At 70.2% G+C, this 25,993-nt stretch carries 20 protein-coding genes, 1 tRNA gene and 1 pseudogene; 11 read left to right on the top strand and 11 right to left on the bottom strand.

The window, feature by feature from the left end:
- Positions 1-5: 5 nt before the first annotated feature.
- From ACFXDJ_RS03690 to ACFXDJ_RS03670, 5 genes and pseudogenes are all read right to left on the bottom strand, one after another.
- Positions 6-1,103, bottom strand: coding sequence for a glycosyltransferase family 4 protein (locus ACFXDJ_RS03690; protein WP_384654564.1), 1,098 nt, complete (start codon positions 1,101-1,103; stop codon positions 6-8).
- Positions 1,100-1,636, bottom strand: a pseudogene (locus ACFXDJ_RS03685) (deoxycytidine triphosphate deaminase). Before ACFXDJ_RS03685 ends, ACFXDJ_RS03690 begins: the two are co-directional and overlap by 4 nt.
- Positions 1,633-2,169 carry a dCTP deaminase gene (gene dcd, locus ACFXDJ_RS03680; RefSeq protein ID WP_384654567.1) on the bottom strand — a complete coding sequence of 179 codons (537 nt, stop codon included), beginning with the start codon at positions 2,167-2,169 and terminating at the stop codon, positions 1,633-1,635. The pseudogene ACFXDJ_RS03685 and the gene dcd overlap by 4 nt, the downstream one beginning before the upstream one ends.
- Positions 2,166-3,395: a metallophosphoesterase gene (locus ACFXDJ_RS03675; protein WP_384654569.1), complete on the bottom strand. Its 1,230-nt coding sequence runs from the start codon at positions 3,393-3,395 to the stop codon at positions 2,166-2,168. The genes dcd and ACFXDJ_RS03675 overlap by 4 nt, the downstream gene beginning before the upstream one ends.
- Positions 3,392-4,672 (bottom strand): UDP-N-acetylglucosamine 1-carboxyvinyltransferase, encoded by a 1,281-nt coding sequence (locus ACFXDJ_RS03670; protein ID WP_384654601.1) that lies wholly within the window; start codon positions 4,670-4,672, stop codon positions 3,392-3,394. Before ACFXDJ_RS03670 ends, ACFXDJ_RS03675 begins: the two co-directional genes overlap by 4 nt.
- A 214-nt stretch (positions 4,673-4,886) precedes the next feature.
- On the opposite strand from ACFXDJ_RS03670, the gene ACFXDJ_RS03665 reads away from it, so the two are divergent.
- A complete protein-coding gene (locus ACFXDJ_RS03665) occupies positions 4,887-6,164 on the top strand; it encodes a helix-turn-helix domain-containing protein (RefSeq protein ID WP_384654572.1) in 1,278 nt (425 codons plus the stop codon).
- Complete coding sequence (locus ACFXDJ_RS03660) at positions 6,161-6,715, top strand: flavoprotein (RefSeq protein ID WP_384654574.1); 555 nt, start codon at positions 6,161-6,163, stop codon at positions 6,713-6,715. Before ACFXDJ_RS03665 ends, ACFXDJ_RS03660 begins: the two co-directional genes overlap by 4 nt.
- A gap of 50 nt (positions 6,716-6,765) precedes the next feature.
- On the opposite strand, the gene ACFXDJ_RS03655 is transcribed toward ACFXDJ_RS03660, so the two are convergent.
- From ACFXDJ_RS03655 to ACFXDJ_RS03645, 3 genes are all read right to left on the bottom strand, one after another.
- The gene (locus tag ACFXDJ_RS03655) at positions 6,766-7,146 is read right to left on the bottom strand and encodes a hypothetical protein (protein WP_384654577.1); all 381 of its coding nucleotides are present in this window, start codon (positions 7,144-7,146) and stop codon (positions 6,766-6,768) included.
- A 356-nt stretch (positions 7,147-7,502) separates the two neighbouring features.
- The gene (locus tag ACFXDJ_RS03650) at positions 7,503-9,203 is read right to left on the bottom strand and encodes a relaxase/mobilization nuclease domain-containing protein (protein ID WP_384847680.1); all 1,701 of its coding nucleotides are present in this window, start codon (positions 9,201-9,203) and stop codon (positions 7,503-7,505) included.
- Complete coding sequence (locus ACFXDJ_RS03645) at positions 9,200-9,670, bottom strand: plasmid mobilization relaxosome protein MobC (RefSeq protein WP_384654585.1); 471 nt, start codon at positions 9,668-9,670, stop codon at positions 9,200-9,202. The genes ACFXDJ_RS03650 and ACFXDJ_RS03645 overlap by 4 nt, the downstream gene beginning before the upstream one ends.
- Positions 9,671-11,218: 1,548 nt before the next feature.
- Here ACFXDJ_RS03645 and ACFXDJ_RS03640 point away from each other — a divergent pair.
- On the top strand, positions 11,219-11,476 hold the full coding sequence (locus ACFXDJ_RS03640) for a helix-turn-helix transcriptional regulator (RefSeq protein WP_384654587.1): 258 nt from the start codon (positions 11,219-11,221) through the stop codon (positions 11,474-11,476).
- Positions 11,473-13,014 carry a tyrosine-type recombinase/integrase gene (locus ACFXDJ_RS03635; RefSeq protein WP_384847677.1) on the top strand — a complete coding sequence of 514 codons (1,542 nt, stop codon included), beginning with the start codon at positions 11,473-11,475 and terminating at the stop codon, positions 13,012-13,014. The genes ACFXDJ_RS03640 and ACFXDJ_RS03635 overlap by 4 nt, the downstream gene beginning before the upstream one ends.
- Before the next feature lie 51 nt (positions 13,015-13,065).
- Here ACFXDJ_RS03635 and ACFXDJ_RS03630 read toward each other — a convergent pair.
- Positions 13,066-13,155, bottom strand: a tRNA-Ser gene (locus ACFXDJ_RS03630).
- Between the two features lie 164 nt (positions 13,156-13,319).
- Entirely contained in the window at positions 13,320-13,949 is a 630-nt protein-coding gene (locus tag ACFXDJ_RS03625; protein WP_384654592.1) for a hypothetical protein, read from the bottom strand.
- 793 nt (positions 13,950-14,742) lie between these two features.
- On the opposite strand from ACFXDJ_RS03625, the gene ACFXDJ_RS03620 reads away from it, so the two are divergent.
- From ACFXDJ_RS03620 to pcaB, 6 genes are all read left to right on the top strand, one after another.
- Positions 14,743-16,506: a M3 family metallopeptidase gene (locus ACFXDJ_RS03620; protein ID WP_384654594.1), complete on the top strand. Its 1,764-nt coding sequence runs from the start codon at positions 14,743-14,745 to the stop codon at positions 16,504-16,506.
- Between the two features lie 378 nt (positions 16,507-16,884).
- A complete protein-coding gene (locus ACFXDJ_RS03615; protein WP_384654596.1) occupies positions 16,885-18,033 on the top strand; it encodes a HesA/MoeB/ThiF family protein in 1,149 nt (382 codons plus the stop codon).
- 8 nt (positions 18,034-18,041) lie between these two features.
- Positions 18,042-18,929, top strand: a complete 888-nt coding sequence (locus ACFXDJ_RS03610) for an isocitrate lyase/phosphoenolpyruvate mutase family protein (RefSeq protein WP_384847674.1) — start codon at positions 18,042-18,044, stop codon at positions 18,927-18,929.
- A 44-nt stretch (positions 18,930-18,973) separates the two neighbouring features.
- Complete coding sequence (locus ACFXDJ_RS03605; protein ID WP_384656167.1) at positions 18,974-20,236, top strand: MFS transporter; 1,263 nt, start codon at positions 18,974-18,976, stop codon at positions 20,234-20,236.
- Positions 20,233-22,275 (top strand): FAD/NAD(P)-binding protein, encoded by a 2,043-nt coding sequence (locus ACFXDJ_RS03600; protein WP_384656170.1) that lies wholly within the window; start codon positions 20,233-20,235, stop codon positions 22,273-22,275. The genes ACFXDJ_RS03605 and ACFXDJ_RS03600 overlap by 4 nt, the downstream gene beginning before the upstream one ends.
- On the top strand, positions 22,272-23,672 hold the full coding sequence (gene pcaB, locus ACFXDJ_RS03595; RefSeq protein ID WP_384656172.1) for a 3-carboxy-cis,cis-muconate cycloisomerase: 1,401 nt from the start codon (positions 22,272-22,274) through the stop codon (positions 23,670-23,672). Before ACFXDJ_RS03600 ends, pcaB begins: the two co-directional genes overlap by 4 nt.
- 34 nt (positions 23,673-23,706) lie before the next feature.
- On the opposite strand, the gene ACFXDJ_RS03590 is transcribed toward pcaB, so the two are convergent.
- A complete protein-coding gene (locus ACFXDJ_RS03590; RefSeq protein WP_384656174.1) occupies positions 23,707-24,846 on the bottom strand; it encodes a PucR family transcriptional regulator in 1,140 nt (379 codons plus the stop codon).
- A gap of 86 nt (positions 24,847-24,932) precedes the next feature.
- On the opposite strand from ACFXDJ_RS03590, the gene ACFXDJ_RS03585 reads away from it, so the two are divergent.
- Complete coding sequence (locus ACFXDJ_RS03585) at positions 24,933-25,988, top strand: ferredoxin reductase (RefSeq protein ID WP_384656177.1); 1,056 nt, start codon at positions 24,933-24,935, stop codon at positions 25,986-25,988.
- Positions 25,989-25,993: the final 5 nt, after the last annotated feature.

Here is a 25,993-nt window from a genome sequence, read left to right as displayed (position 1 = left end):
CGGGGTCAGGCGAGCCGTCGGCCGAGGTCGGAGATGGCTGCGACGGTGGTGCTGAGAGGGAAGCGGGCGGCGTTGGTGCGGCCGGATGCCCGGAGCATCTCCAGGAGGCCGGGGGTCGTGCGCAGGCGGTGGAGATCGTGGGCTGCGGTGGTGGCGTTGGTGAAGTCGGTGGCCAGGCCGCTGCCGGAGAGGGCTTCGCTGAGTCCGGGGACCGGTTGGTAGAGGACAGGGAGTCCGCAGGCCTGGGCTTCGAGCGCGACGAGCCCCATGGCCTCCAGGGTGGTGGAGGGTACGGCAAGGACGTCGTGGTCGGCGAAGACCTTCCAGAGCTGTTGCCGGCGGAACCAGCCGAGGTAGCGGACGTGGACGCCATGCTGGCGGATGACCGGCGTGAGGTCGTGGAACTGGGCGCGCGGGGCGGCGATGCTCAGTTCGACCGAGGGGGTGGCCGAGATGGCTTGCAGGAGGGGTTCGAGCCCCTTCTCGGAGCTGAGGCGCCCGGCGAAGAGCACTCGCAGATGGCTGGCGGGGCGCCGGGCGGGTCGGGGTGGTGGGCTGGTGAGGAGGTGGTCGGGGACGCCCCAGGGGATCTTCTCGATCTTGCGCCTGTCCGTCTTGGGAGTGAGCTTGAGGAGGCGGTCGGCCATGGCACCGGTGGGGACGACGATCGCGTCGGCTTCGGAGGCGGCCTCGCGCAGGACGCGGAGCTGGGTGCTGTGGTTCTCGGCATACAGCAGGTCGGTTCCGTGGACGAACGCGATCCGCGGGTGGGCGGGCAGCGCCCGCAGGAGAGCGGGGGTGGCGCCGAAGGCGAGGTGGTGCAGGTGCAGGATGCCGATCTGACGTGGGTCGATGGCTGTCGCCATGGCGTGGCGCAGGTTCGTGATGTACCGGCTGAAGGCGGGTCCGGTGATGGACTTGCCCGAAGCGTGGAGGAGGTCGAGGCCGGCGGGCGTGCGGGGTCGGGGACCGTCGGGAGCGAGCATGAAGGCACGGGCGGGGATGGCGGGTTGTGCGCCGGTGTAGAGGTCGAGGAAGAGTTCGACGCTGCCGCCGGGGCTGGGGTACAGCAGGTCGAGGGCGGTGGCGACGAGGGCATTCATCGACGGCCTCCGGGGTTCTCCTCGTAGAGGCGTGACGTCTCGATGCCTTCGCTGGTGCGGTACTTGAGGCCGTGTTGCTGGTAGCTGGCGGGGGAGCCGTGGGCGCGGAGGAAGACGAGCTTGCCGAAGGTCATGCCGGGCCGGACGCGTACGGGGCGGGTGGCTCGGATCTCTAGGGTCCAGCGGATCGCGTGGCCCTGGTGCCCGAGCGGCGCGGAGACGTGGACTCAGATGCCGAGGGATCCGGTAGTCCGGTCGCCGTTGAGGAGCTGGGCGTAGGTCTCGGAGCCTGTGCGCTCCAGGGTGTGGCCGAGGTAGAGGTGGCCGGGCTCCAGGACGTATCCGTCGTCGGGGAGGGCAAGCTCGCGGAAGGCGGTGGGAGCGGCGGCGTCGAGGTCCCCCTCGCAGACGCGGAGGGTGCTTCCCAGTCGCCAGTCGTACGCGTTGGGGGAGAGGCGCCTCGGGTCGTACGGGTCGATGGCGAGGTGGCCCGCGGCGTGGGCCGCGGCGATGGCACGTCCGGTCAGGATCACGACGCCGCCTCCGACGCGTCGAGGTCGCGCCAGTAGGCGGAGGACTGGGGACCGGAGGCCGCCTGGTACTTGCCCGCGTACAAGTCCACCGCGCCTTCGGAGACGAAGAACATGATCTGCCCGATCCTCATCCCGGCGTAGACACGGACGGGGCGGGTCGGGGTGAGCATCAGCGTCCACTGGCCGTGGAACCCGATGTCCCCGATCGGTGCGGTGATCTCGACGAAAAGGCCGAGGCGGCCCACGGAGGAACGGCCGAACAGCAGCGGGACGAAGCAGTCGGAGCCCACCTCCTCCTGGGTGTGCCCCAGGTAGAGCTCGCCGGGCTGCAGCGTGTAACCGTCGTCACCGATCTGGATGCGGCGCGTGGGATTGGGGCGATGGGAGTCCAGGACCTCCTCCGTGTACGTGAGAAGGAGCGGTCCGAGGCGGACGTTGTAGCTGTTCGGGTTGACCTGGGTGGGCAGGAACGGATTGATGCGCAACCGCCCGTCCTGCGACGCGGACGTGATCTCGGGGCCGGTCAGGATCACTGGTCGTCTCCGTTCGTCAGCATGCTCCGGATCGCCGAACCGAGGCCGAGGCCGGCGGGGTGGGTGCGGCCGCCGAGGCAGATGTCGGCCAGGTAGTCGGTGGTCAGCACGCTCGTCAGCCCGGCCGGAAGGGGGTCGGGAGAGGTGACGAGTGGGCCGACCCGTTCGGCGAGGTGCCCGATGAGGGCCTCGGGATCGTGGCGGTGGGCCGGCGCGACGCGGGCCTCGACCAGGGTGTTCGCGAACGGCTCGATGGTCAGCAGGTCACCCGTGGTCAGGACCTCGCCGAGCAGGGTCGTGCGAACGGTGGTCTCGTTCAGGACGACCGCCGCCCTGCCCAGTCCGCTGCGGAGCCGGTCGGCGACGGCCTGGAGGAGGGCCCGGCGATCGAGCTGGTGGTTCCGGTAGGGCTTCGCGATCCGTCCGAGGGGTTCTGCCAGCTGGGCCTCGACCGTGGCCATGCGGTCCCGCAAGGAGGCCAGCTCAAGCGGCAGGTCCGGTGCTACGGCCTCGGCGGAGTCTGGGAACAGGGCCGTACGTCCGACCCAGCCGGCGGAACCGGGCGCCGCGATGGCGTAGCCGACGGCGAGTTCGCGGCCCTTGAGGACGACCGTGTTGCCGACGCGGGCAGGGCCCGTGTGCCGGCTGTGGCAGTGGCCCGCGAAGATGACGTCCAGGAAGGGGCAGGCTTCGGCGAGCTTGAGGTCTTCCTCGAAGCCGGAGTGGCTGAGGAGCACCCAGGAGTCGACCTCGTGGTGGTGCGCGAGCATCAGTTCGCGCAGCGCTTGCACCGGGTCGGTTGCCCGGTGTCCGGACCCCTGGCCGACGGGGATCGAGTCGAACGCCTGGAGACCGATCACCCCGGTGACGGCTGTACGCCGACCTGCGACCTCCACGATGCGCAGGCGCTGGAAGAGGGAGTTGCCGCTCGCAGTGTCGACCGTGTTCGCGCACACGGTCCGCCGGTGGAGCACCGGCTCGAAGTAGTGCGGCCAGCCGTGGTTTCCCGGCGCGATGACGTCGTACAGGCTGAGCAGGATTTCCCGTTCCAGGGCGCCCTGGCCAAGTGGGTAGTAGCCGGTGCCCTCGAAGAAGTCACCGCAGTCGACCAGGAGATTGTCCGCTCGCGACTGGTGAAGGTGGCCGAGCAGCAGGTCGCCCGCGCCGAGGGCGGAGTGGACGTCGGTGGTGGCCATGATCTGGCGCACCGAACGGCTCGCGGTCATGGGGTGACCTCACAGATGTCGGCGCCGAGGTGGAGGAGCTTGCCGGGCAGGTCGGCGTGGCCTCGGCGGAGCTGGTCGACGCCGCCGAGGGTGGTGACCCCGCGGGCGGTCAGAGCGGCCACCATCAGGGCGGATCCGGTGCGGATGTCCGTGGCCTCGACACCGGCGCCGGTCAGGTGCTGCGGCCCGGTCAGCCGGCACTCGGTGGGCGAGATCTCCTCGATCTTGGCGCCGAGCCTGGCCAGCTGAGGAAGCAGGTTGCCGTGGCGGCCCGGGTTGATCGAATCGGCGAACAGGTGCGTGCCGGGCTGGCTCAGGGCGAGGGCCATCAGCGGGGGCTCGAAGTCCGCGTCCAGGCCGCCCGGCGACAGGGTGGCGATGGCCCGCAAGGGCTGACCTGTCGGCCGGGCGTTTCCGCCGTCAACGAGGAGGGCCTCGTCTCGGACCGAGGTAGGGATGCCCAGACGCTGGAGCGCGGCCTGCAACGGCACGAGGTCGCGCCCGCGGATGCCCTCGATCCGAGCGTTGCCCCCGGTGGCGGCCACGGCACAGGCCAGGGTCCCCGCCTCGATCTTGTCGCCCGGTACGCGCCAGGCGGGGAGCTCGGCGGGGATCGCTCCTGCCCTGAAGTCGAGGACCTGCTCACTGACCCGGGCCTCCCAACCCGGCGAGCCGAGGGCGTCCAGCACAGCGAGGACTTCCGGCGACAGGTTCGGCAGACCTAGGCGCAAGGCCCGGCCGGAGACGACCGCACGGAGCACGGCGGCGATCGTCGCGCCGCGCGACCGGAAGGGCAGTTCGAGGGAGACCACGCCGGTACGCCGTTCACCGGCCTCGACGATGTAACCGGAGTCCTGGACGGTCACGCGGTCGCCGAACGCCTCGTAGACCTTGAAGTGCAGGTCCATCCCGCGCTCCCCGATCCGGCAGCCACCGGGCCAGGGCAGCCGGGCGCTGCCCTGTACGGCGAGAAGGGCGGGCACCAGGTAGTAGGAGGCCCGGATACCCGCGGCACGGCCCAGATCGGGAGCAGTGGGTGCGGTCTCCGGTGCCATGACCAGCAGGCTGCCCTGCTGCCCGACGGCCTGAGCGACATGCCAGCCGGCTCCCTGGAGCAGTGCCAGCATGGACTGGACGTCGGCGCTGGCCGGGACGTTGTCCAGCTGAACCGTCCGTCGCACGGCCGCCGCTGCGGCCAGCATCGGCAGGGCGGCGTTCTTGGAACCGTCGACGCTGACGGAGCCGGACAGCGGGCTCCCAGGGCGTACGGCGATCACCTCAGGGTTCGATGCAGAGGCCTGGGTGAGTGCCACGATCAACTCCTCCTGGAGGGGTGCGGTTCCACCAGGCAACCGGTTCGTGGACGGGCTCCGCGATGTCCTGTGCGGGCGCTGCATCGCTTATGCAGGTTGTGCATGGCGGGCAAGTTCCCGGCCGCTAGGCTTGGTTGAGCAGGCAGGATCGGTCTCGGCAGAGGGGGCCGTGGCGCAGATGGCCGACACACAGGGCGAGGCACACCGCATCGGTGAGCTGCTCCGCCAAGCGCGGGTCTTACGGGGCCGCTCACAAGCGGACGTGGCCGCCGATCTGGGCTACCACCAGTCGAAGATCAGCCGCCTGGAGGGCGGGCGCGGAACCGAGGACATCCGAGTCCTCCGAGAAGTCGCCCGCGTCCTGCGGATCCCGCCGGCCCACCTCGGGCTGGCAGAGACCGCCCTGGAAGCCGAGCCCGACGATCCGGAGACAGAGGACATGCTGCGCCGCCGTACCCTGCTTGCCGCCAGTGTCACCATGCTCGCTAACCCCGCACCCGTGGCGGAGGCGCATCCGGCCCTGGTCCAGGCCCTGCTTCCCGGCGCACTGCCGTCTTCGACGAGCGAGTCGCCCTCCGCGGAACAGCTTCGGCAGCGAGCCATGAACGTGAGGCAGCTTCTGACCACATGCGACTACGCGGAGCTGGAGCGAACGCTTCCCGGCCTGATCACGGATCTGCGCCAAGCGGCCCGCAGTTCAGGGCAGCCGGAGGAGGTGTCCCGCTTCCTGGCCACTGCCTACCAGACCTCGGCCAGCCTCTTCCTCAAGCGGGGAGACGCGGGTACGGCGTGGCTCGCCGTCGGCCGGGCCATGGCCGAGGCAGAACGCTTCGGTGACCCGCTCGTCCTCGCTGCCAGCGTCCGGCTCCAGGCGCACGTCCTGGTGCGCGAGCAGCACGCTCGCCAGGCGGTCACGCTGATCCAGCACACCGCTTCCCAGCTCACCGGCTCGTACGACCGCCGCTCTCCGCACCATCTCGCCGTCCTCGGCCTGCTCCTGCTTCGCGGAGTCACGGCCGCGAGCCGCGCCGGCGACCGAGCCGCGACCAGCGAGTTCGTCGCCGAAGCCAAAGAGGTGGCCCAGTACGTCGCCCTGGACGAGCCGGACGTCTGGGCCAACTTCAGCCCGACCAATGTCACGCTGCACCAGATCAGCGCCGCCGTGTCCTTCGGTGACGCCGGCATCGCCCTCGACGCGGCCCGCCCGCTCATGCGCCGCCACATTCCGGTCCCCGAGCGCCGAGCTGCCCTCTGGATCGAGACAGCCCGTGCCTACGCACAGCAGGGTCGTCTCGCCGACGGCTATCAGGCCTTGCGGATCGCGGAGACCTGCGCCGCCCAGGACGTACGCCGACCCGCTGTCCGCGAACTGGTCGCCGACATGGCCGCCCGGGACCGCCGTCGTACGCTGCCAGAGCTCCACCACTTCAGCCGCCGACTGGGAGTACCCGCGTGACCGAGCCGCAGCGCAAGCCCTTCCTGTACGTCGTCGTGTGCGCGGCCGGGGTGGCTGACGATGTCGGCAGATTGATCAGCGCCGCACAGGAGCGGGGCTGGGACGTGGGTGTGGTCGCAACACCCCAGGGGCTCGGCTTCCTGGATGCCGAGGCTGTCGAGGCCCAGACCGGGTACCCGATCCGCTCGGCGTGGCGCTCACCCGGCGAGGCAAGGCCGTTCCCGCCGGCCGAGGCCATCGCCGTCGCACCGGCCACCTTCAACACGGTCAACAAGTGGGCGGCCGGGTTCGCGGACAACCTCGCCCTCGGCATCCTGTGCGAGGCCACCGGCATGGGAGTCCCGACCGTGGTCCTCCCGTACGTGAACAGCGCCCTCGCCGCTCACCGGGCGTACCAGAGAAGCTTGGCCGAGCTCCGCGAGATGGGCGTCCTGGTCAGCAGTTACCAGCCCCACCCTCCCAAGTCCGGCGGAGGTGCCGACCGCTTCCCCTGGCTGGAGGCGGTCGAACTCCTGGCCCCAGCAATCCGCACCGAGGCCGAACGCCCGTGAGACATGCCACCGGGGCCAATGCTGAGTCGCGTTGGCCCCGGTGGCGTTGCTCAGAAGGTGTATGCGGTGAAGGGCCGAGGGGCCTCGGTCATGAGGCCAAGCAGCCGTTCGAGCTCGGCCCTCTCGTCTTCGCTCATGAGCTCGACGGCATTGCCGAGGGTCTTGCTCGTCAGCCGCTCCATGAACGGGGCGAGGAACCGCTGGAGTGCGTCTGGGGCTTCCTCCAGGGTCCGCAGGTACTCCATGTACCGAGTGTGCTGGCCGGCGAACTCTTCGAACTCGTAGCGGGTGGCGCTCCAGGCGGCGGCCTGCTCCTCCTTGGTGAAGGGGCGGCCGTCTATGTGGGACCAGGTCTTGGTGTCGCGCCGGTATTTGAAGTTCGAGTCGCAGAGGAGGGCGACGACGGTGGGTCGGATATCGGTTTCAGGCATGCGAGTGCTCCTCGAAAGTGTGCGGGAAGGGGTGTTGTTTCAAGTGTCTGGAGATTCCCCGGTTTGGCTGACCGGGGATCGTCGGCTATATTCCGCCGCTCGCTCCGACCGCTGGGGGCAGGCAAGGCGCAGTTGGGCGGTCGGGCGCCCTGGGCCGAGGGGTCAGTCGGGGGCGGCGGGTCAGGCCTGGAGGCTCGTGCCGCCCATGGGGCGCGACGACTCCGGTGCGGAATTCGGTCTGGGCATGGGGGGATTCCTTGCGGGGTGATTGCTGGTCGTGCCTTCAATGCTCCGCAGGATCCGGGAATTCGATAATCCCGGATCGTCGGATATAAGAGGTGCTGCTGTCGGTTGTCTCAGCGGCGGCGGGCGTTGTCACTGGCGGACTTGACGGTCGTCTGCGCGATGTACGCCGGGGCCTGGATGCTGCCGGTGCGCACCGTGCCGACAGGCGCGCTACTGGGGTCGGCGGGTAGCTGCGCGAGGTGCCGGAGCCGCCAGACGAGGACGTCGCTGATGGAGGCGGCGCTGCCCAACTCCCGGCGCTGGGTGGCTTCGGCGACCAGGTCGGCGGGGCTGTGGCCTGCGGCCTGGGCGTCGGCGAGGGTGGCCGCCAGGGCGGGCCAGCCGGGTTCGGCCAGGATCTGTTCCGCCAGGTCGGGGACGGCGTGGTGCAGGGCTGCCGCTTGCTGGTGCTGCAGGGGTCGGGGCATGCGTCGGCCCCGCTGCTGGAGGAGGGCCATGGGCTGTGCCGCGGCGGCTTCGTAGGCAGCCCGGAGATGGTCGGCTGCCTGGAGGGCGGAGACGGCCTGCTGGGCGTGGTTCTTCTTGGCGTGCCAGGCGGATGCAGCCACGGCGAGGAAGAACGCCATGTCGATCAGCATCGCGGCCGTGGCACCGTCTTCGCCCCGCCCCAGGGCCGGACCGCTGTGCACGAGATCGTGGGCAGCCTGGCGCAGGGCCTGGTCCTGGCCGCGTTCGGCCCGGATGTGGGAGCGGGCCGCCCGCTCGAAGGCTGTGGCTGCCTGCCGTAGCTGGGTGCGGGTGTGGGCGGCGGAGGTCTTGGTGAGGGCGTCGAGGACTTCGCCGGCGGCGGCGAGCTGGGCGGCTACGGTCCCGTCGTCACCGTGATCGATGAGGAGAACGGCCTGCCAGACGGCTCCCGTGGCGTGGCGGCGAGCGGTTGCGGGACGGCTTGCCTGGGCGGGCGTCGGCCGGGTGGGTGCGCCCGTCCAGCGTTCGCGGAGGCGGGGCAGGGAGAGGTCGGGCGCGAGTTTGGACCCCGAGTAGTGGACGGGTGCTCCGTCCTTGTTGCGGTCCTCGGGCAGGGCGACGGTGTAGCCGAGGGTGTCACCGGAGGGGGCGATCCGGCGCTTGACGAGGAGGCCGGCTGAAGCGAGGTGATCGAAGAACTCCGCCTCCGAGCCGGTACCCGCGGCGACGCGGCGGACGGTCTCGCGCAGTTCCTCGCGGGCCGTACGGTCCCGGCCCTGGCGCTGGGCTTTGTGGCGTTCGGCGCTGGTGGGGCGCTTGGCCGCGGTCCCGTCTCCGGGCGCCACGCGGTGCAGGTCGTAGGCGGCCTCGATGCGACGGCATTCCGCCTGGGCGCGTTTGCCGGAGCGGTGGTGGTCGGGCTTGTGGCCGTCTTCGCGTACGAGGGTGGCGATGAGGTGGATGTGGTCGTCGGCGTGGCGGACGGCCGCCCAACGGCAGCCCTCCCCGTCGCCGGGGTCGATGCCGGTGGCGGCGATGACGCGGCGGGAGATGTCCGCCCACTCAGCGTCGGTGAGCATGCGGTCGCCGGGGGCGGCACGGACCGAGGCATGCCAGACGTGGTTGTCCGGTCGTGTGTCCTCGGGGAGGAGGTGGAGGGGTTCGTCGAGGAGCTGCTGGAGGCCTTGCTCGGTGGCACCGGGGTCGCGGCCGGGGTCGGGGGCGAGGCCGTCGAAGGAGGCGACCAGGTGGGGGTCGACGTGCTCTTCGGCGCGGCCGGGGCCGTAGAGGTAGGCGATCAGACCGGCGGTGCTGGCGCCCTGTTTGTGGATGGAGGGGATCAAGCGGTCTGGGTTCCTTCGGGGTTGGTCATGCGGGCGGTGACGCGGTGGATGTTCTCGGCGGCGCGGTGGACGGCGGCGATGGTGTCGTCGAGTCCTTCGGGGGTGATGCCCAGGTGCAGGACCTTGGCCGCCTGGTTGAGGTTGTTGTTGGCGAAGCCGAGTTGGCGGCGCAGGGTGAACAGGGTGATGAGGACGTCCTGCTCGGTGGCGATGACGGCAGCGGTGCGGTTCAGGTCGCGGGCCGCGGCGAGTGCGCTGTGCGCGACGAAGCCGGCCTCGGTCATCTCGACGGCATCGGCGCCGGCGGAGACGAGTGCGCGCTCGGCTTCGCTCAGACGGACGCTGAGTGCGGGGCGCTGCTTCTTGGCGCGGGCACGGGGCTTGCCCCGGCGCTTCGCAGGCTGCGGTCCGCCCTCGGCCGCAGCCTTCCCGTCCCGTGCCCCCTGGCGTGGGACGGAGCCCGCCACCCCCGGGGCGGGCTCCTGTTCGGACGCGCCCCCGACGGGGGAGTGTCCGAACCTCCAACTTGCTGCGTCTGAAGCTGGGGTGGAGTTCTTCGACTGCGGGTTGGTGGTGGCTTCGGGGCCGTGCGGGTCTGGCATGCGGATCTCCTCTTGTGATGGCGTTGTGTGAGCGGGTCGGATGGCAGAAGGGGCGAAGCCTCCTTCTGGCCACCCTCATGCTGGTCAGGGCAGGTGAGGGTGGTTTGGTGACGCCTGGTCGACGGCCGCAGTCCCCAGACTCCGCCGGGCATGGCGTGGGTCTGGTTGGCGTCGGCCTGAGAGGTGGCCGGGAGGCGTTAGGAGCCTCCGGGACCCGGATGGGGACCGAGCCTCCAAACAGGTGCCCGGTCCTTGGACGGTCCCGTGTTGAACGGTCCCCAGCACTCTGGGCCGCGAGTCGCCGCTATGGACGCCATTCATGAACGGCTTGTTGGCTGTTCGGTTACCGGAGTTGATCCCGGTCGCCTGGTCCCCGCTAGGTCCCCGGTTCCCCCGTAGTTCTAGGGTGCCGCTGACTTGAGCTGCGGGAACGTCGATTTCCAGGCTGACTAGCGGGGGGCCCGTTCCGGTCCCGGTCCCCGTTCCGGTCCCGGTCCCCGTTCCCGTGCGGTCATCCAGGCATCCCGACACTCGGTCCCCGATGCACTGTGGACGGTCCCCGTCAGCAGCGGGACTGCTTGGGGACCGAGCCTCGACCCCTTGGGACCCGGGGGTGTCGGCAGTGGACTTGATCGGCGGTGAGCCGGTACTGGGGACCGGACCCTTCATGGAAACCGGGACGGCCTGCGTGTGGCCCGCGCGGAATGACTTCCACCTGATCCGTCGGCGGGGCCCGTTCCTGGTGGAATCCCTCAGCGTCGATCTGGGGCCCGATCGAGGTGCGCGGGCCTCCTGCCCTCGGGGGAGGGGAGAAAGGTCGGTACGCGCCCGACGGGGCTGCCGCAAAGTGCCATAGCGGCTATGAGGTGTGGTGGATGTTCATAACCGTAAGGCCGGATCCCCGGTTGGCCAAATAGTCCAGCTCCCACAAGGGGCGGATGCATTTGCTCATTCAGGGGCGATGGACCGCGCTGGCGCTCGCGCCCCGTAAGGAATGATCCAGGATCCAAGATCCTAGATCCAGACGCATATTCCTCGCGAACCCTCGACGAGGGCTCGTCGAATGCCTACTGACCTGCGAGTTCTCGGTATGTGTCCGGAGCTGGCCGTCTGCGGGGGCGCGATGGGTACGACCGGCCCGGTACTCCAACGGGCAGTGGATCCGCGAATGTCGAATTGCGGATCAATGGGACGATCGAGCCCTCGATGCATCCTCGCGAGGCCTCGTCGAGGAACTCGCCAGTGGGGTGTGCGGCGCCTGCACCGGGTCTTATAGCAGGGGATCCCCGGTCAGCCAAACCGGGGATTCTCCGGATCGTTGTGGGAGTACCCCGCGGCTGCCTGTGGTGGAGCAGCCGCGTCATCTCTCCCCGCATGTGCGTCCTCGTGCGCCATGCCGAAAGGAATTCCCTGTTGCGCCCTCCCTTGATACCCCCTGCCCTGACGCACCCGGCCGAGGTCGGTAGCCGTAGGGCTTCCGCCGGCCGGCTCTCCGGAGAAAAGCTGACCGTCGACGAACTCTCCTCCGAGCTGCGTATCGCGCGGTCGACCTTCTACGACTGGCGCCAGAAGGGGCGGGCGCCGCGCTGCATACGTCTCCCCAACGGGGCCCTGCACATCCGCCGCGGCGACCTGGAGAACTGGCTCGCCGACTGCGAGGACCACGCGTGAAGCAGAGGTCATTCAAGGTCCGTATGTACGACATGGAGGTCTACAAGGGAAAGCGCGGCACCACCTACACCGTCCGCTGGTCCGTTGACGGGAAGCGGCGCGGTGAGAGCTACAAGACGCGCGCCGCCCTCGCCGACTCCTTTCGCGCATCGCTCCTCACCGCCGCGAACAACGGCGAGCCCTTCGACAGCGAGACCGGTCGGCCCGTGTCCCACGCGGCGCCGGCGGCCGAGGTCAGCTGGTACGAGTTCGCGCTCCAGTACGTCGACATGAAGTGGCCGCGTATCTCGGCGAACAACCGCAAGAGCACGGCGAGGGCCCTGACGAAGGTCACCCTCGCACTTCTGCGTGCCCAGTTGCCCGAGCGGTTCGATCCGGTGGAGGTCCGTACGGCGCTGCGTGAGTACGCCTTCAACGCGGGGCGCCGCGAGGCGGCCCCGCCGGAGGTGGCGTCTGTCCTTTCCTGGGTCCGGCGCAACTCCCTTCCCGTGCAGTCCTTGGAAGACACTCAGTACGTCGACCGCGTCATGCTCGCGCTGGGCACGCTGCTCGACGGGTCGCCGACGGCTGCCAGTTCGGTCAACCGCGACCGGCGGATCATGAATGTGGTCGTGAAGTACGCGATCCGCCAGAAGGTGCTTCAGGTCAACCTGCTGCCCAAGGGCAGGCAGGAGGGTGCCGCGACCAAGACCGCAGTGGCGATCGACAAGCGTTCTCTGCTCAGCCCTGACCAGGTGGCCCGGCTCCTCTCCTGGATCGGAGGCCGCCCCCGTACCGGATATCGGCTCCGCGCCTTCTTCGCCACGCTCTACTACGCAGGTCTCCGCCCGGAGGAGGCCGTAGCCCTGCGGGTTGCCGACGCAACCCTCCCCGAGGCCGGCTGGGGGGAGCTTCTCGCTCACGCGGCCGAGCCCGAGGTCGGCAGCCAGTGGACGGACGACGGTGAGGTTCACGAGAGCCGTCACCTGAAGGGCCGGGCCGTGGGTGACACCTGTCCGGTGCCCGCGCATCCAGCGCTCGTCGTGGTCCTGCGTGAGCTGGTGGAGAGTGACGGGCTCGGACCCGGGGATCTGCTGTTCCCCGGGGAGAAGGGCGGTCTGCTCGCCGGCTCTGTGTTCCGGAGGGTCTGGGGCAAGGCCCGCGAGGCAGTGCTGGACGAGCATGAGTACGCCTCGCCCGTCGGCAAGCGCGTGTACGACCTGCGGCACACCTGCCTGACGACCTGGCTGAACAACGGTGTCCCCCCCCGGCTCAGGTCGCCGCATGGGCGGGCAACAGCGTCCCCGTCCTGCTGTCGACCTATGCCCGATGTGTCACCGGACAGTTGGCCGACCTCCAGAAGCGCGTCGAGGGCCCGCAGGAGCTGCCCACCGTGGTCTCGCCGGCCGATCGGTCGGGGCAGAACTTCGGGAAGTTTTCGGGAAGAACAGCCGTCACGGGCCGTCCGAAGCCGGTTTCAGCCGGACTGCCGCCGTCGTTGCCAGGGGCCGCGGCCGGGCTTACGCCGCCGCTACGGCATCCGCGCTAATGTGCCCTGACCTGCACGAAAGCCCTCCGCGAGGGAGGGCTTCGGGGTGGTGCTGAAAGAGTGCCCCCGGCAGGACTCGAACCTGCGGCCAAGTGCTTAGAAGGCACCTGATGCGTGCTGAGACGATGCGCCCCTGACCTGTGCGAACGGCCGAGGCCCGCGACTGGGTAGACAGGCTTCCGCCGTTTACGGGAAACCTGTACGGGCCTTGCTACTCCCACCGGAGTTGTCAGTGGCTCCGGCTAGCGTCCATTCACCTCCCCGGAGCAGAGGGGCAGGGATGCGCGTGGGAGCCAAGACAGCCGGTGCAGAGAGTTAGGGGCAGGACTCCTCGGTCTTGGCGACGGTAAAGATCAAGGGCTGTCCTGTGAGCGAGGTGTTGGCCTTCGGGACCTGCGTGCAGACCTTCCAGTTCGACTCCTGGAGGATCATGCGGCTCTGTACCGCGTCTTTCACGGTGATGCTCGCATTGGCCGGGAGCGCGGAGCGGACGGCCTTCATGCCCTGGCCGACGAAGTTCGGCATGACGTCGCCCGCGGGCTTCGGGGCGGGCGCGTCCGTGGCGGGACAGGTTTCTTCGAGCTTGACCGCGCCGAAGTCCACAGCGGTCTTGGTGTCGATGCCCGCCCCCGGCCCCGGGGTCTGGCTGCACACCTTCCAGTTCCGGTCGAGAGCCTGGAGCCGCTCGCGGCCGAGGGCGTCGTGCGACGTGAGGACGAAGAAGCCGGCCCGCTGTGCTTCGTCCTGGGCCGTCTGGAGGCCCTTGCCGACCAGGTCGGGCAGTGTAGCCGTCTTGGCAGCGGGGGTGGGGCTGGACACAGCCGGGGTGGCAGCCGGGGTGCCGGACGTTGCGGGCTTCCCGCCGTTGGCGACCTGAGGATTGCACGCGGTGAGGGCGAGGGCGCTCGCGACAGCCAGGAAGGCGATGGTGCGGTGTGTGCGCATCGCGCCATGTTGGCGGGGTTCGGGGTGGCTGTGTGGGCGGTGCGACCGGTCTGTGACGTAGGAAGGCCCGCGTCGTGGTGGATCCGTCTCGGCAAGGGGACGGGCTCCGGGGTGGCCGGTCGGCTGCCAGGTGGCGGTCGACAGCCTGATCAACGACCCCGCCACCACCATCCCGGCCGACTGGGAGAAGACGCCTGCTCTCAGGGCAGGACCGTTACCTTCGCGGGCCGGGGGATGAACTGCGGACTGTCCCGAGGAGGTCCGGCAGTCAAGACCGGCGCGAGCGGACGGTGTCGGAGTGCGGAGGCTCAGAGCTTTCCACCCAGAACAGAAGATGCCGCCTATGCGGAAGCTCCTCGGTCTTTGTGTACAGAGCGTGATGGACACTGGGTTGGCGACGTGCAGGGGTGGAGACGTCGTTGTGGTGTGGGGATGGAGGAGGAGCGGACTCCTTCGGATTCCCGTGGTGGTTTGGTGCTGGTTCGCTGTCACCTGAAACCCCACGTCAGCACCCTCGCCACCCACCCCGTGCTGGTTCGGTGCTGGTTACGCGGCGTTGAGCATGATGCTTTTGTGGTCGAGGTGACGCAAAGCGGAAACGGAAGAGAGCATGGTTAGATTTTGCCTCTAGGTGACCACTCTGCGCCGATGGTGGAACAGGGAGGGCCGAAACCGCTACCCCGGGGCGACGAAGCTGTTGACTACCGCGCGACCCCTCGCCTAGTGTCCCGTGCAGAAGCGTATCCCGATATCGGACACCTGGGCCTCGGCGAAGAAAACGAAGGGGGGGTAAGTGTCGATCCGCGGAGATCTCCCTTCTGATTTACCCGTTCCGCACTGGGAGATTTCCTCCATCCTCCCGGAGCCGCGCGCGGGATTAGTCGAAGAGTTACTGAACGAGGCATTACGCGAGACCCGGGAAATAGCCGAAGAGTACACCGGCAGGCTGACGGACCTGGATCCGCTTTCCCTGGCGGCCGCCATCCGGCGCTACGAACACTGCATCGCGCGAACCCAGGAAGCTTCCTGCTACGCCGACCTCCTCCAGTCGGACCCCTTGGTGGCCCGCTGCGACCGGGCCTGGGCCGAACTCGCCTCGACGCTCGCCTTCTTCGAACCCGAGCTCGGCGCACGCAAGCCGGACGCGCTGGATCCTGACGCGAAGGCCGGCCTAGGCCCCTACGTGAACTTCCTCGGCAAGGTGCGGGCCGGCAGCGCGCGGCAACTGCCCGAAGTGCAGGAATCCGTACTCGCCCGGCTGCTGCCGACCGGCCGCGAGGGCTGGGAACGGCTGGCCCAGCAGTTGCTGGGCGGTATTTCGGTCGGCCCGGACGGAGCTTCGCGCAGTATCGGCCAGGTCCTCCCGGGCCTGTACGAGGCGGACCGCGACGCTCGGCGGGAAGCCCATGCGGCGGTCAGCCGGGCACTGGCTGGCCAAGCCGGACTGCGCGCCTTCGCCCTGGCGATGGCGGTGACGGACGGGGAGACCCGCGCCGAGCTCCGGGGCGCGGACTGGTTGTACGAGCGGCGCGTTTTGGACCAGGTCACGCAGGCAGAGCTCGACGAACTCCTGGCGGCCTCCGACGCCTGCCTGCCGCTCATCCACTCGTACTATCACCTCAAGCGAGAGCTGCTGGAGATAGACGATTTCGTCGACTACGACAGGTACGCACCCGTCGGCTCCCCTTCGCCCCGAATTTCCTGGACCGAAGCGCTGGACACCGCCTTGGCGGTGATGGAATCAATTTCCCCGACATTTGCCGAACTGGCTCTGAGGGTGATTGAAAACGGCAGGATCGACGCGGCCCCTCGTCCCGGAAAACGTCAGAGTGCCTTCACTCAATCCATTCCCGGGCAGCTCCCCTGTATTTCCATGATCTTCTCCGGGATGCCCCGCGACGTACTGACCCTCACCCATGAACTCGGGCATGCCGTACATATCCAGCTGGCCGCCGACCAGCCTTATCTCGCGGCCACTCCGGCTCCGGTAATGGCCGAGACCCTCGCGCTGTTCTGTGAGGCGGTGGCGGTACGCCGGCTGCTGGCCGGGGCGTCCGATCCCGCGGTGCGGCTGGCCTGGCTGGCGCGCTGGTTGGAAGACCAGATGGTCGCGATCGGACGGCACGCGGCGCTGCACGCGTTCGAGGTGACGCTGCACCAGCGGGCGCGAGACGGGGAAGCCCTGGACCTGGAACACATCGACGAGGTGTGGACCGAGGGGCAGCGCCGACTCTACGGTCCCGCGGTGCGGCTGACCGAGGAGTACCGCCAGTGGTGGAGCTACCTGGGCTCGCTGTTCACCGCACCCGGTTCGAACTACGCCTACGTCTACGGCCAGTTGTCCGCACTCACCCTGCTGAGCCACTTCGAGGCCGATCCCCGGGGCTTCGGCTCGCGGCTGACGGAGATGCTCCGGCTGGGTGATACCCGGAAACCCGCGGACCTGCTCGCCATGGTCGCCGGACGGCACGGCGACGCGTGGCGGGGAGCCGTCTCGCATCTGGCGCTCTCGCTGGACGAGCTGCGCTCCCTCACAGACTTCCATGTCCCGCGCTGAGCGGAACGTGGGATATCCGAGATCTAGAAGGACCGAAAGGAGGTGATCCCCATGTCCGTTGCCATGACCACCCGCAAGGCCAGCGTTGCCGGCCAGTCGCACGAGGGCTGAACCCCCTCGCTCGAGGGGCCCCGGCCCCTCCAGTCCGCACGAAACGAAGAGGAGGTGTCCACTATGTCCGTTGCCATGACCACCCGCAAGGCCAGCGTTGCCGGCCAGTCGCACGAGGGCTGACCCCCCTCCTCCGAGGGGCTCTGACCCCTCGCTCTTCACAACCCCGCGGGGGGGGGGGGCCCCACCCCCCCCCCGCGGAGGTCATCGGACGGGACGGACTCCGGCCCGTCTCACGGTTCAGTATCGCGGAAGGAAAATACGACGATGCCCCCCGCCGGAACACGCAGGCCCCAGCTCAAGCACACCTCGCCCACCTTCGGCTCGGGCGAGACGATCTTCATCGGCGGCTACGGCGAGGTCACCGAGATCGCCGACCCGACCGGGGCCATCCGCCGCCTGCTCGCGCTGCTGGACGGCACTCGCACCACCGACGAGGTGCACAAGGAACTGAGCGCCGATTTCCCCGAGGTGACCCGTCAGGACGTGGACGAGGCCCTGGCCCAGTTCGACGAGGCCAGGTTTCTTCTGGACGACCAGCAGACGGCCGACGGCATCCTCGAAGCGCACGAACTGAAGCGCTGGGAACGCAACATCAACTTCTTCGGCTCGTTCGCCCGCATGGACGACAACAAGTACGAGCTGCAGCGCAGGCTCCGCGACTGCCGTGTCACCCTCCTCGGCCTGGGCGGTCTCGGCTCGCACATCCTGCTCGACATGGCAGCGATGGGCGTGGGCCACGTGCGGGCGGTGGAGTTCGACCGTGTGGAGCTGTCCAATCTCAACCGGCAGATCCTGTACCGGGAGGGAGACATCGGCAAGGAGAAGCTACACTTGGCGGTCGAGCGGGTGAAGCAGTTCAACCCGCACATCGACATCGAGCCGGTCGACTTGAGGATCTCCTCCGTCGAGGACGTGGCCCGTGTGCTGGAGGGCTCGGACGTGTGCATCTCCGTGGCGGACCGGCCCAAGATGGAGATCGCGAACTGGGTCAATGAGGCCTGCGTACGCGCCGGAGTGCCGCTGATCACCGGCGGGCTGGAGACACAACGCGCCGTGTACTACACCATGCTGCCCGGCAAGACCGGCTGCATCGAGTGCTGGCGGCGTCAGACCTTCGCCTCCGACGAGGTCTCCGGACAGTTGCTGCAGGAGAAGCGGGACCGCCAGATCGGCGGCGACAACGCCGCGTTCTGCCCGCTGGTGACCATGACCACCGGTTTCCTCATCGGCGAACTGGCCAGGATCGTGACCGGCATCGCTCCGCCGGTCGCGGCCGGCCGGCTGATGGAACTGCGGTTCGCGGACTACGCCATGGGCGAGAGCGAGCGCTGGGAGCGGCAGGGCGACTGCCCGGTGTGCGGCACCACGGCCGGCGCGGACGCCTCGTCGGCCCCGCTGGTCGCGGCGACCTGAGCCACCCGATGCCTTCCGCCGCACCCGCCCCGTCGCCCTTCCACGCCCTCCACCGCGCAGGCGAGTTGCTGTTCCTGCCCTGTGTGTGGGACGTGGCGAGCGCGCGGCTGTTCTCGGCCCTGCCCACGGTGAAGGCCCTGGGCACCACGAGCGCCGGCCTCGCGGCCGCGCACGGGGTGGGTGACGGGCAGCAGTTGGCTCCGGCCGATCTGCTGCGCGCGGTGGAGGGGATCCGTTCGGCGACCGCGCTGCCGGTCTCGGTGGACCTGGAGCGCGGGTACGCCGAGGACGCCGACGGTGTCCACCGTTTCGTCGGCGAGCTGCTGGACCTAGGGGTCAGCGGCATCAACCTGGAGGACGGCCTGTCCGATCCCGGCCGGGGTGACGGCGGCGCCCTGGCCGATCCGGCCGAGCACGCCGAAAGGCTGGCCGCGGCCCGGTCCGCCGCGGCGGACCGGGGGCTGCCGCTGTTCGTCAACGCACGGACGGACGTGTGGTGGAATCCGGCGGCGACGCCTCCGCACCGGCACTTCGAAGCGGGGACGGCCCGGCTGCGCCGGTACTTGGCGGCTGGGGCTGACGGGGTCTTCGCCCCCGGCTACCCGGCCCGGGCCGAGCCGGAGGCTCCGGCGGCCATCCGTCGGCTCGTGGAGGCGGTCGACGGTGCCCCGCTCAATCTGCTGCTCAGCCCGGGACTCCCGGCGCTGGGCGAACTGGCCCGGCTCGGAGTGCGCAGGGTCTCCACCGGATCCGGGCTGTACCGGCTGGCACTGGCCCAGGCCCGCCGGGCGTACGCGGCCATCGCCGACGGAGGCCCGTCGGCGGCCATCTCGGGCGAGTCCCGGCTCCCGTACGCGGAACTCGCCCGGCTCCTGCGCGCCGACGCCGAATCCTGACCGGTGGACGAACGGCCGGCGAACGACTATCTGGAGAAGCGCCCGTGGGAAGCCGCTATTACACCCTGCTGATCGCCTACCTCACGTCCTCACTGGGCAACTGGCTCTACCGGCTCGCCCTGCCCCTGCTGGTGCTCCAGCTCACCGGATCCGCGTTGAGCACGGGCGCCGTCTACGCGGTGGAGTTCATTCCGTTCCTGCTGCTGTCCCTGCCCGGCGGGGTGTTCGCCGACCGCTTCGACCGCCGCAAGCTGCTCGTCTTCGGCGACCTCACCGCCGCCGTCATCGCCACCGCGCTCGCCGTGCTGGTGTCCACCGGCAGCACGGCGCTGTGGCCGATCTATCTGACGGCCTTCCTACTGGCCTGCGTGGAGCCCGTCTACCACCCGGCGTTCCAGAGCTTCCTGCCCGAGGTGGTCCCGGCTGACCGGCTCGGCCCGGCCAACAGCTGGATGCACTCCGGGGACAACGTCATGAGCATGATCGGCCCCGCGGCGGCGGGCGGTCTGGTGATGTTCCTCGGCTACCAGACCACCATCTACGTCAACGCGGCCACGTTCGCCGTCTCCGCGATCGCCATCCTGCTGATCAGGCCCACCGCGAAGAAGGGCGAGCGGACCCCGCCGCCCAAGGCGACCTTCGTCCAGGACGTCCGCGTGGCCCTGCGGTACGTCTTCCGCCGGAACCCGGTTCTCGCGGCCGGTTCGCTGATGTTCACCGGCACCAACTTCGCGATCTGGCTGATCCAGGCGAACTTCATCTTCTACCTGACCACCTACCGGCACATGAGCCCCCAGGTGATCGGCGTGGTACTGGCCGCCCAGGGTGTCGGCGCGGTGCTCGGCGCGGCGGTCGCCGGCCGGCTGGTGCAGAAGTACGCGCCCGGCCGGATCCTGATCACCACCACGGCGGTGGCCGGTCTGGGCACCCTGCTGCTGATCCCGATGCGCAGCCCGCTGGCCATCGGCGCCATCTGGGGCGTGCTCTACGGGCTCGGTTCCATCAACCCCGTCGCCTGGTTCACCCTCCGCCAGGAGATCGTCCCCCGGGAACTGCTCGGCCGGGTCGTCGCCAGCACCCGCATGCTGGCCTTCGCCTCCATTCCGGTCTCCGCCCTCCTGGCCGGCGCCCTGGAATCGGCCTTCCACAACATGTACTTGATCATCGCGGTCGGCGGTCTGCTTCGCCTGGTCATCGCCGGGGTCGCCTGGCTCTCCCCGCTGCGCACCCCGGTCGAGGGCGTGATCGAGGACGTCGCCGCCTCGCGTACGGAAGTCCGTACCGCGGGCGCTGAGAAGGCCTCATGACCTCGGCGCCCCGTCAGATAGCCATCGTCGGCGCGGGCCCCCGCGGGCTGTCCGTTCTGGAGCGGCTGTGCGCCAACTCCCGTACCGAGTCCACCGTCCCGCTCATCGTGCACGTCGTGGACCCGGCCGAGCCCGGCGCGGGCGCCGTCTGGCGCACCGGCCAGTCCCGCCACCTGCTGATGAACACGGTCGCCTCGCAGGTCACCGTCTTCACTGACCGCAGCGTCACGATCGACGGGCCGATCGAACCCGGCCCCAGCCTGTACGACTGGGCCCACGGGGCGGCGAGCAGCAGCGGTAGGGACACGGGCTCGGGCACGGGAGCAGACCACGACGAGGAAACGGTCACCGAGGCGCGCGCCCTCGGCCCGGACTCGTACCCGACCCGCGCCCTGTATGGCAGGTACCTGTGCGACGCCTTCCAGCACACGGTGAACACCGCTCCCACCCACATCACGGTGCGCGTCCACCGCTCGCGCGCGCTGTCCCTCACCGAGGACGGGCCGAGCACCGGCGGTCTGCAGTCGCTCCGCCTGGAGGACGGCACCCGCCTGACCCGGCTGGACGCCGTGATCCTCGCCCAGGGCCACGTCCCCGCCTTCCTCACCCCCGCCCAGCAGCAGCTCGCCGACCAGGCCGCCGAACACGGCCTGTCCTACCTACCCCCGGCCAACCCCGCCGACGTGGACCTCAGCCGCATCGAGCCGGGCCAGCCCGTTCTGCTGCGCGGTCTCGGGCTGAACTTCTTTGACCATGTGGCACTGCTCACCGCCGGTCGGGGCGGCACCTTCCACCGCCGGGACGGCCGCCTGGTCTACGAGTCCTGCGGCCGCGAGCCCCTTCTCTACGCGACCTCCCGGCGCGGGATCCCGTACCAGGCCCGCGGGGCGAACGAGAAGGGCGCGTACGGCCGCCACACCCCACGCTTGCTCACGGCCGAGGTGATCGCGGGGCTGCGCGCCCGAGGCCGGCACGGCGCACGCGTCCACTTCGGCACCGATCTGTGGCCGCTGATCTCCAAAGAGGTCCGCAGCGTGTACTACGAGGCCCTGCTGACCGCCCGGGGCCGGGAGGCCGACCGGCCCGCCTTCACCGAGAAGTTCCTGTCGGCCGGCGAGGACGCCGAGGCCTCCCTGCTGGACTCCCTGGACATCGAGTCCACCGTGCGCTGGGACTGGGAGAAGGTGGCTCGCCCCTACGTGGGCCGCACCTTCGCCGATCGCGCGGACTTCCGCGACTGGCTCCTGGAATACCTGGCCTGGGACATCCGCGAAGCCAGGGACGGAAACGTCACCAGCCCGCTCAAGGCGGCCCTGGACGTACTGCGCGATCTGCGCAACGAGATCCGCCTCGCCGTCGACCACGGCGGCCTGGACGGAACCTCCCACCGCGACGAACTCGCCGGCTGGTACACCCCGTTGAACGCGTACCTGTCCATCGGCCCGCCGCTGTCGCGCGTCGAGGAGATGAAGGCGCTGATGGAGGCAGGGACCCTGCACCTGATCGGTCCCGGCACGCGCATCCGCGTCGACGAGGGCGAGGGCTCCGCGGCCTTCCCGGCTTCCTCCGCCGACCCCGCGCATCTTGCGGCCCCCGCCTTCGTCGCCGAATCCGAGACCGTCCCCGGACCGCCCGTCCGGGCACGGGTGCTGATCGAGGCCCGCCTGCCGGAGCCGGACCTGCTCCGTACCGCCGACCCGCTCTTGCGGCAACTATTGAGCGTCGGCCAGTGCGTTCCCTACCGGATCGAAGGAGGCTGCGGCCACGTCCACCAGACCGGCGGACTCGCCGTCGCCGAGCGCCCGTACCGGCTGCTCGACGCCCAGGGTCGGGCCCATCCCCGCCGGTTCGCCTACGGGGTCCCCACGGAGTCGGTGCACTGGGTCACGGCGGCCGGCATCCGCCCGGGCGTGGACTCCGTGACCCTCGGCGACTCCGACGCCATCGCCCGCACCGTCCTCGCCCTCCTGCCACTGGCCGCGTCGGCCGTCGAACCCGCGGCACCGGTGGTGCCCCTCCCCACCAAGGTGGACGCATGACGATCACCCCTTTCGATACGGGCCTGCTCTCCCCGGTCCGCGCCGGGACTCCCGTCGAGGCCGCCGTCAGCGACCACGCCTACCTCCAGGCCATGCTGGACGCCGAAGCGGCGCTGGCCCGCGCGCAGGCGAGGCTGGGCACCGTTGCCCCGGAGGCGGCCATCGCCATCGGCGCCGCGGCCCGCGCCGACCGTTTCGACCTGCGGAGCCTCGCCGTCGAAGCGCGCGAGACGGCCAATCCCGTCGTGGGGCTGGTCGCCGCCCTCGGCCGGGCCGTGGCCGAGACCGACCCGGCCGCGGCGGAGTACGTGCACCGCGGCTCCACCAGCCAGGACATCTTCGACACCGGAGCCATGCTGGTCTCCGCGCGGGCCCTGGGAATCGTCCGGGTCGATCTCGCCCGAGCCTGCCGGGCGCTGACCCGGCTGGCCGCCGAACACCGCGACACCCCCATGGCGGGCCGCACCCTGGCCCTGCACGCCGTCCCCGTCACCTTCGGGCTCAAGGCGGTCGGGTGGCGGCAACTGCTGCTCGACGCCGTCCACCGCCTCGACGTCCTGCTGGCCACCGGCCTGCCCGTCTCCCTCGGCGGCGCCGCCGGCACCCTGGCCGGGTACCTCGAGTACGCGCGCATCGACGGACACGAAGAGGCCGCGGCCTACCCCGGCGCACTGGTCGCCGCGTTCGCCGAGGAGACCGGGCTGGCCGCCCCGATCCTGCCCTGGCACTCGCTGCGTACGCCCGTCGCCGACCTCGCAGCCGTACTGGCCTTCATCACCGGAGCGCTCGGCAAGATCGCCGTCGACATCCAGTCCCTCACCCGGACCGAGGTCCGCGAGGTCACCGAGCCCGGCGCCGTCGGTCGCGGCAGCTCCTCGGCGATGCCCCACAAACGCAATCCGGTCCTCGCCACCCTGATCCGCAGCGCCGCCCTGCAAGTACCCGCCCTCGCGGGCGCCCTCACCCAGTGCATGCTCGCCGAGGACGAGCGCTCGGCCGGCGCCTGGCACGCGGAGTGGCTCCTGCTCCGCGAATGCCTCCGGCTGGCCGGCGGTGCCGCCCACACCGCCGTCGAGCTCGTCGAGGGCCTGGACGTCCACCCCGGCCGGATGCGCGCCAACCTGGCCGTGACCGGCAGTCTGACGGCCTCCGAACGCATCGCGGCCGCACTCGCCCCGCGGATCGGCAGGACCGCCGCAAAACTGGCCCTGAGCCGTGCGTCCGAGACCGCGGATCTGAGCGGACGGCCGCTGTATCAAGTGCTCTGGGAGGATCCGGAGTTCAAGGCGCACTTCACGGCGGACGAGCTGACCGCGCTGTGCGACCCCCTCACCTACACGGGCGCGGCCGGACTCCTCGTCGACGAGGCCCTCCGCTCCCAGCACCCCGCCCCGTAGGGCCCCGGCCTCCCAGGGCCCCAATGCATACGCGTCAGCTGACCCGAAGACCGACGGCCAGCGTCAGTTCGAGGACCCGCTGTGGCGATGCGAGATCCGGGAACAGCTCCCGCAGCTGCGACATCCGGTACCGGACCGTCTGGGGATGGACGAACAACGCCGCCGCCACCTCGTCCCGCCTGCCCTGGTGCAGCAGCCACGCCCGCAACGTCTCCTCCAGCCGCCGTGCGGTCGCGGCGGGCAAGGTCCGCAACGGCGCGAGGGCTCGGGCGCGCAGGTCTGCGAACGCGTCCGCGTCAGCGCTCAGCACCAGCTCGGGCAGGTGGTCCTCGGTGTCGCGAATATCAGGGGAGAGGGAGCGCGCGCGTACGGCTCGTGCGTACGAGGCGGACGCGCGGGTCCACGGCCGGGGCGGGCCGACCACGGCGGTGCGGTCGGTCAGCTGCCGCAAGAGATGTGATCGGTCGGCATCGGGGACGAGCAGCACACCGGTGACGTCCGGCAGATCGTCGAGGACCAGGGTGCTCGGGTCGAGCGTGCGGTAGGCGGGCCGGGCCTGGGCGGCGGGCAGCAGGACCGCGGTCAGCGAAGCCGGAGGCTGCCACCCGGCGCGTTGAACGGAGGCGAGCAGCACGTCCGGGCTCGCGTCGGCGAGGAGATCGCGGGCGAGGTGTTCCAGGTGGCGCTCGTGGGCCCTGCCCCGGGCGGCCAGTTCGTCGGCGTGGCCCGCGGCGCTCGCGGCGGAGAGCTCGTCGATGTAGGCGAAGGTCAGCTCGGCGAACTTGGCGACATCGGCGGCGGGCAGACCTACGGGTACGGCACCCGCTGCCAGGCATCGCCAGGCCACGCGGGCGCCGACGCGGTAGGCGCTGAGGAGGGCGTCCATCGAGCGGCCGTCGCGCACCTCGCCGCGGCCCAGCTCGTAGGCTGCGTCACCGGCGTCGCCGCCCGTGGCGTTCCCGCTCGCGAGGTCCAGGTAGTGCCCCAGGGCGGTACGGACGGATCGGCGGATGGTGGCGCCCATGCGGCCCGAGAGGGCGTTGGCGTAGGGAGGGACCTCGTCGATGATCGCCTGGACGACCTCGTCGGCGGTCGTCTTCAGCGCGGCCCGAAGTACGGTGACCGTCGTCTCATCCAGGGCCAGCTCGCCGGCCCTCCTGATTGCATGACTCACGTTTTGTTCCCTGCGAACAATTCAGTCGACCAGATTTACGTCCTGTGGTCAGGACTTTACGCCTTGAGGCGCAGCAAGCTGGGGTCATGACGAGTACAGCCCTCCGCAGCAGGGCGTGGAAACTGCTGGAGATGGTCACGACGCCGCTGTTGCCGTCGGACTACCTCGACCTGGTCAGCCCGCTGCGTGCGGGCGCCGACCTGCGGGGGCGCATCGAGGCCGTGCACCCCGAGACGGGTGACGCCGCGACCATCGTGATCAGGCCGGGACGGGGCTGGCGCGGCCACACAGCCGGTCAGTACATGCGGATCGGGGTCGATGTCGACGGGGTGCGCCTGTGGCGTGCCTACTCCCTCACCTCGCCGACGAACCGCCAGGACGGCCGCGTCACGATCACCGTGAAGGCGATCCCGGACGGCAAGGTCAGCAACCACCTGGTCCGCAGGGTGAAACCGGGCACGCTGATCCAGCTCGACCAGCCGACCGGTGACTTCGTGCTGCCGCAGGCCAAGCCCGCCAAGGTGCTCTACCTGACGGCCGGCAGCGGCATCACGCCCGTGATGGGCATGCTGCGCGACGTCGAGTTCGACGACGCCGTCATGGTCCACTGCGCGCCACAGCCGCAAGACGTGATCTTCCGCAGCGAGCTGCACGAGCTGGTCGCGGACAAGAAGCTGCGGCTCACCGAGGTGCACACCGATACGGACGGCATGCTCGACATCGCCCGTCTCCACGAACTCGTGCCCGACTGGGCGGAGCGCGAGACCTGGGCCTGCGGGCCCGCGGGCCTGCTCGACGCCGCCGAAGAGCACTGGACCGAGCACGGCGTACGAGAGCGCCTGCACACCGAACGCTTCCGGGCCAGCGTCGTCGTCGCCGGCGACGGCGGCGAGGTCACGTTCAGCGCCACGGGCAAGACCGTCGGCGCTGACGGCGCCACGCCGTTGCTGGACATCGGCGAGGAGGCCGGCGTGCTCATGCCCTCCGGGTGCCGCATGGGCATCTGCTTCGGCTGCGTCACGCCGCTCAAGGCGGGCGCCGTCCGCGACCTGCGCACCGGCGAGATCACCGAGGCCGAGCCGGGCGTCCTCATCCAGACCTGCGTGTCCGCCGCGGCGGGCCCCTGCGACATCGAACGGTAGGAGCA

The sequence above is a fragment of the Streptomyces sp. NPDC059443 genome, assembly GCF_042750105.1.
In the GTDB taxonomy this organism is placed as follows: domain Bacteria; phylum Actinomycetota; class Actinomycetes; order Streptomycetales; family Streptomycetaceae; genus Streptomyces.
The sequence above is the reverse complement of the archived record's forward strand: the minus strand, read 5'-3'. Positions and strand labels throughout refer to the sequence as shown.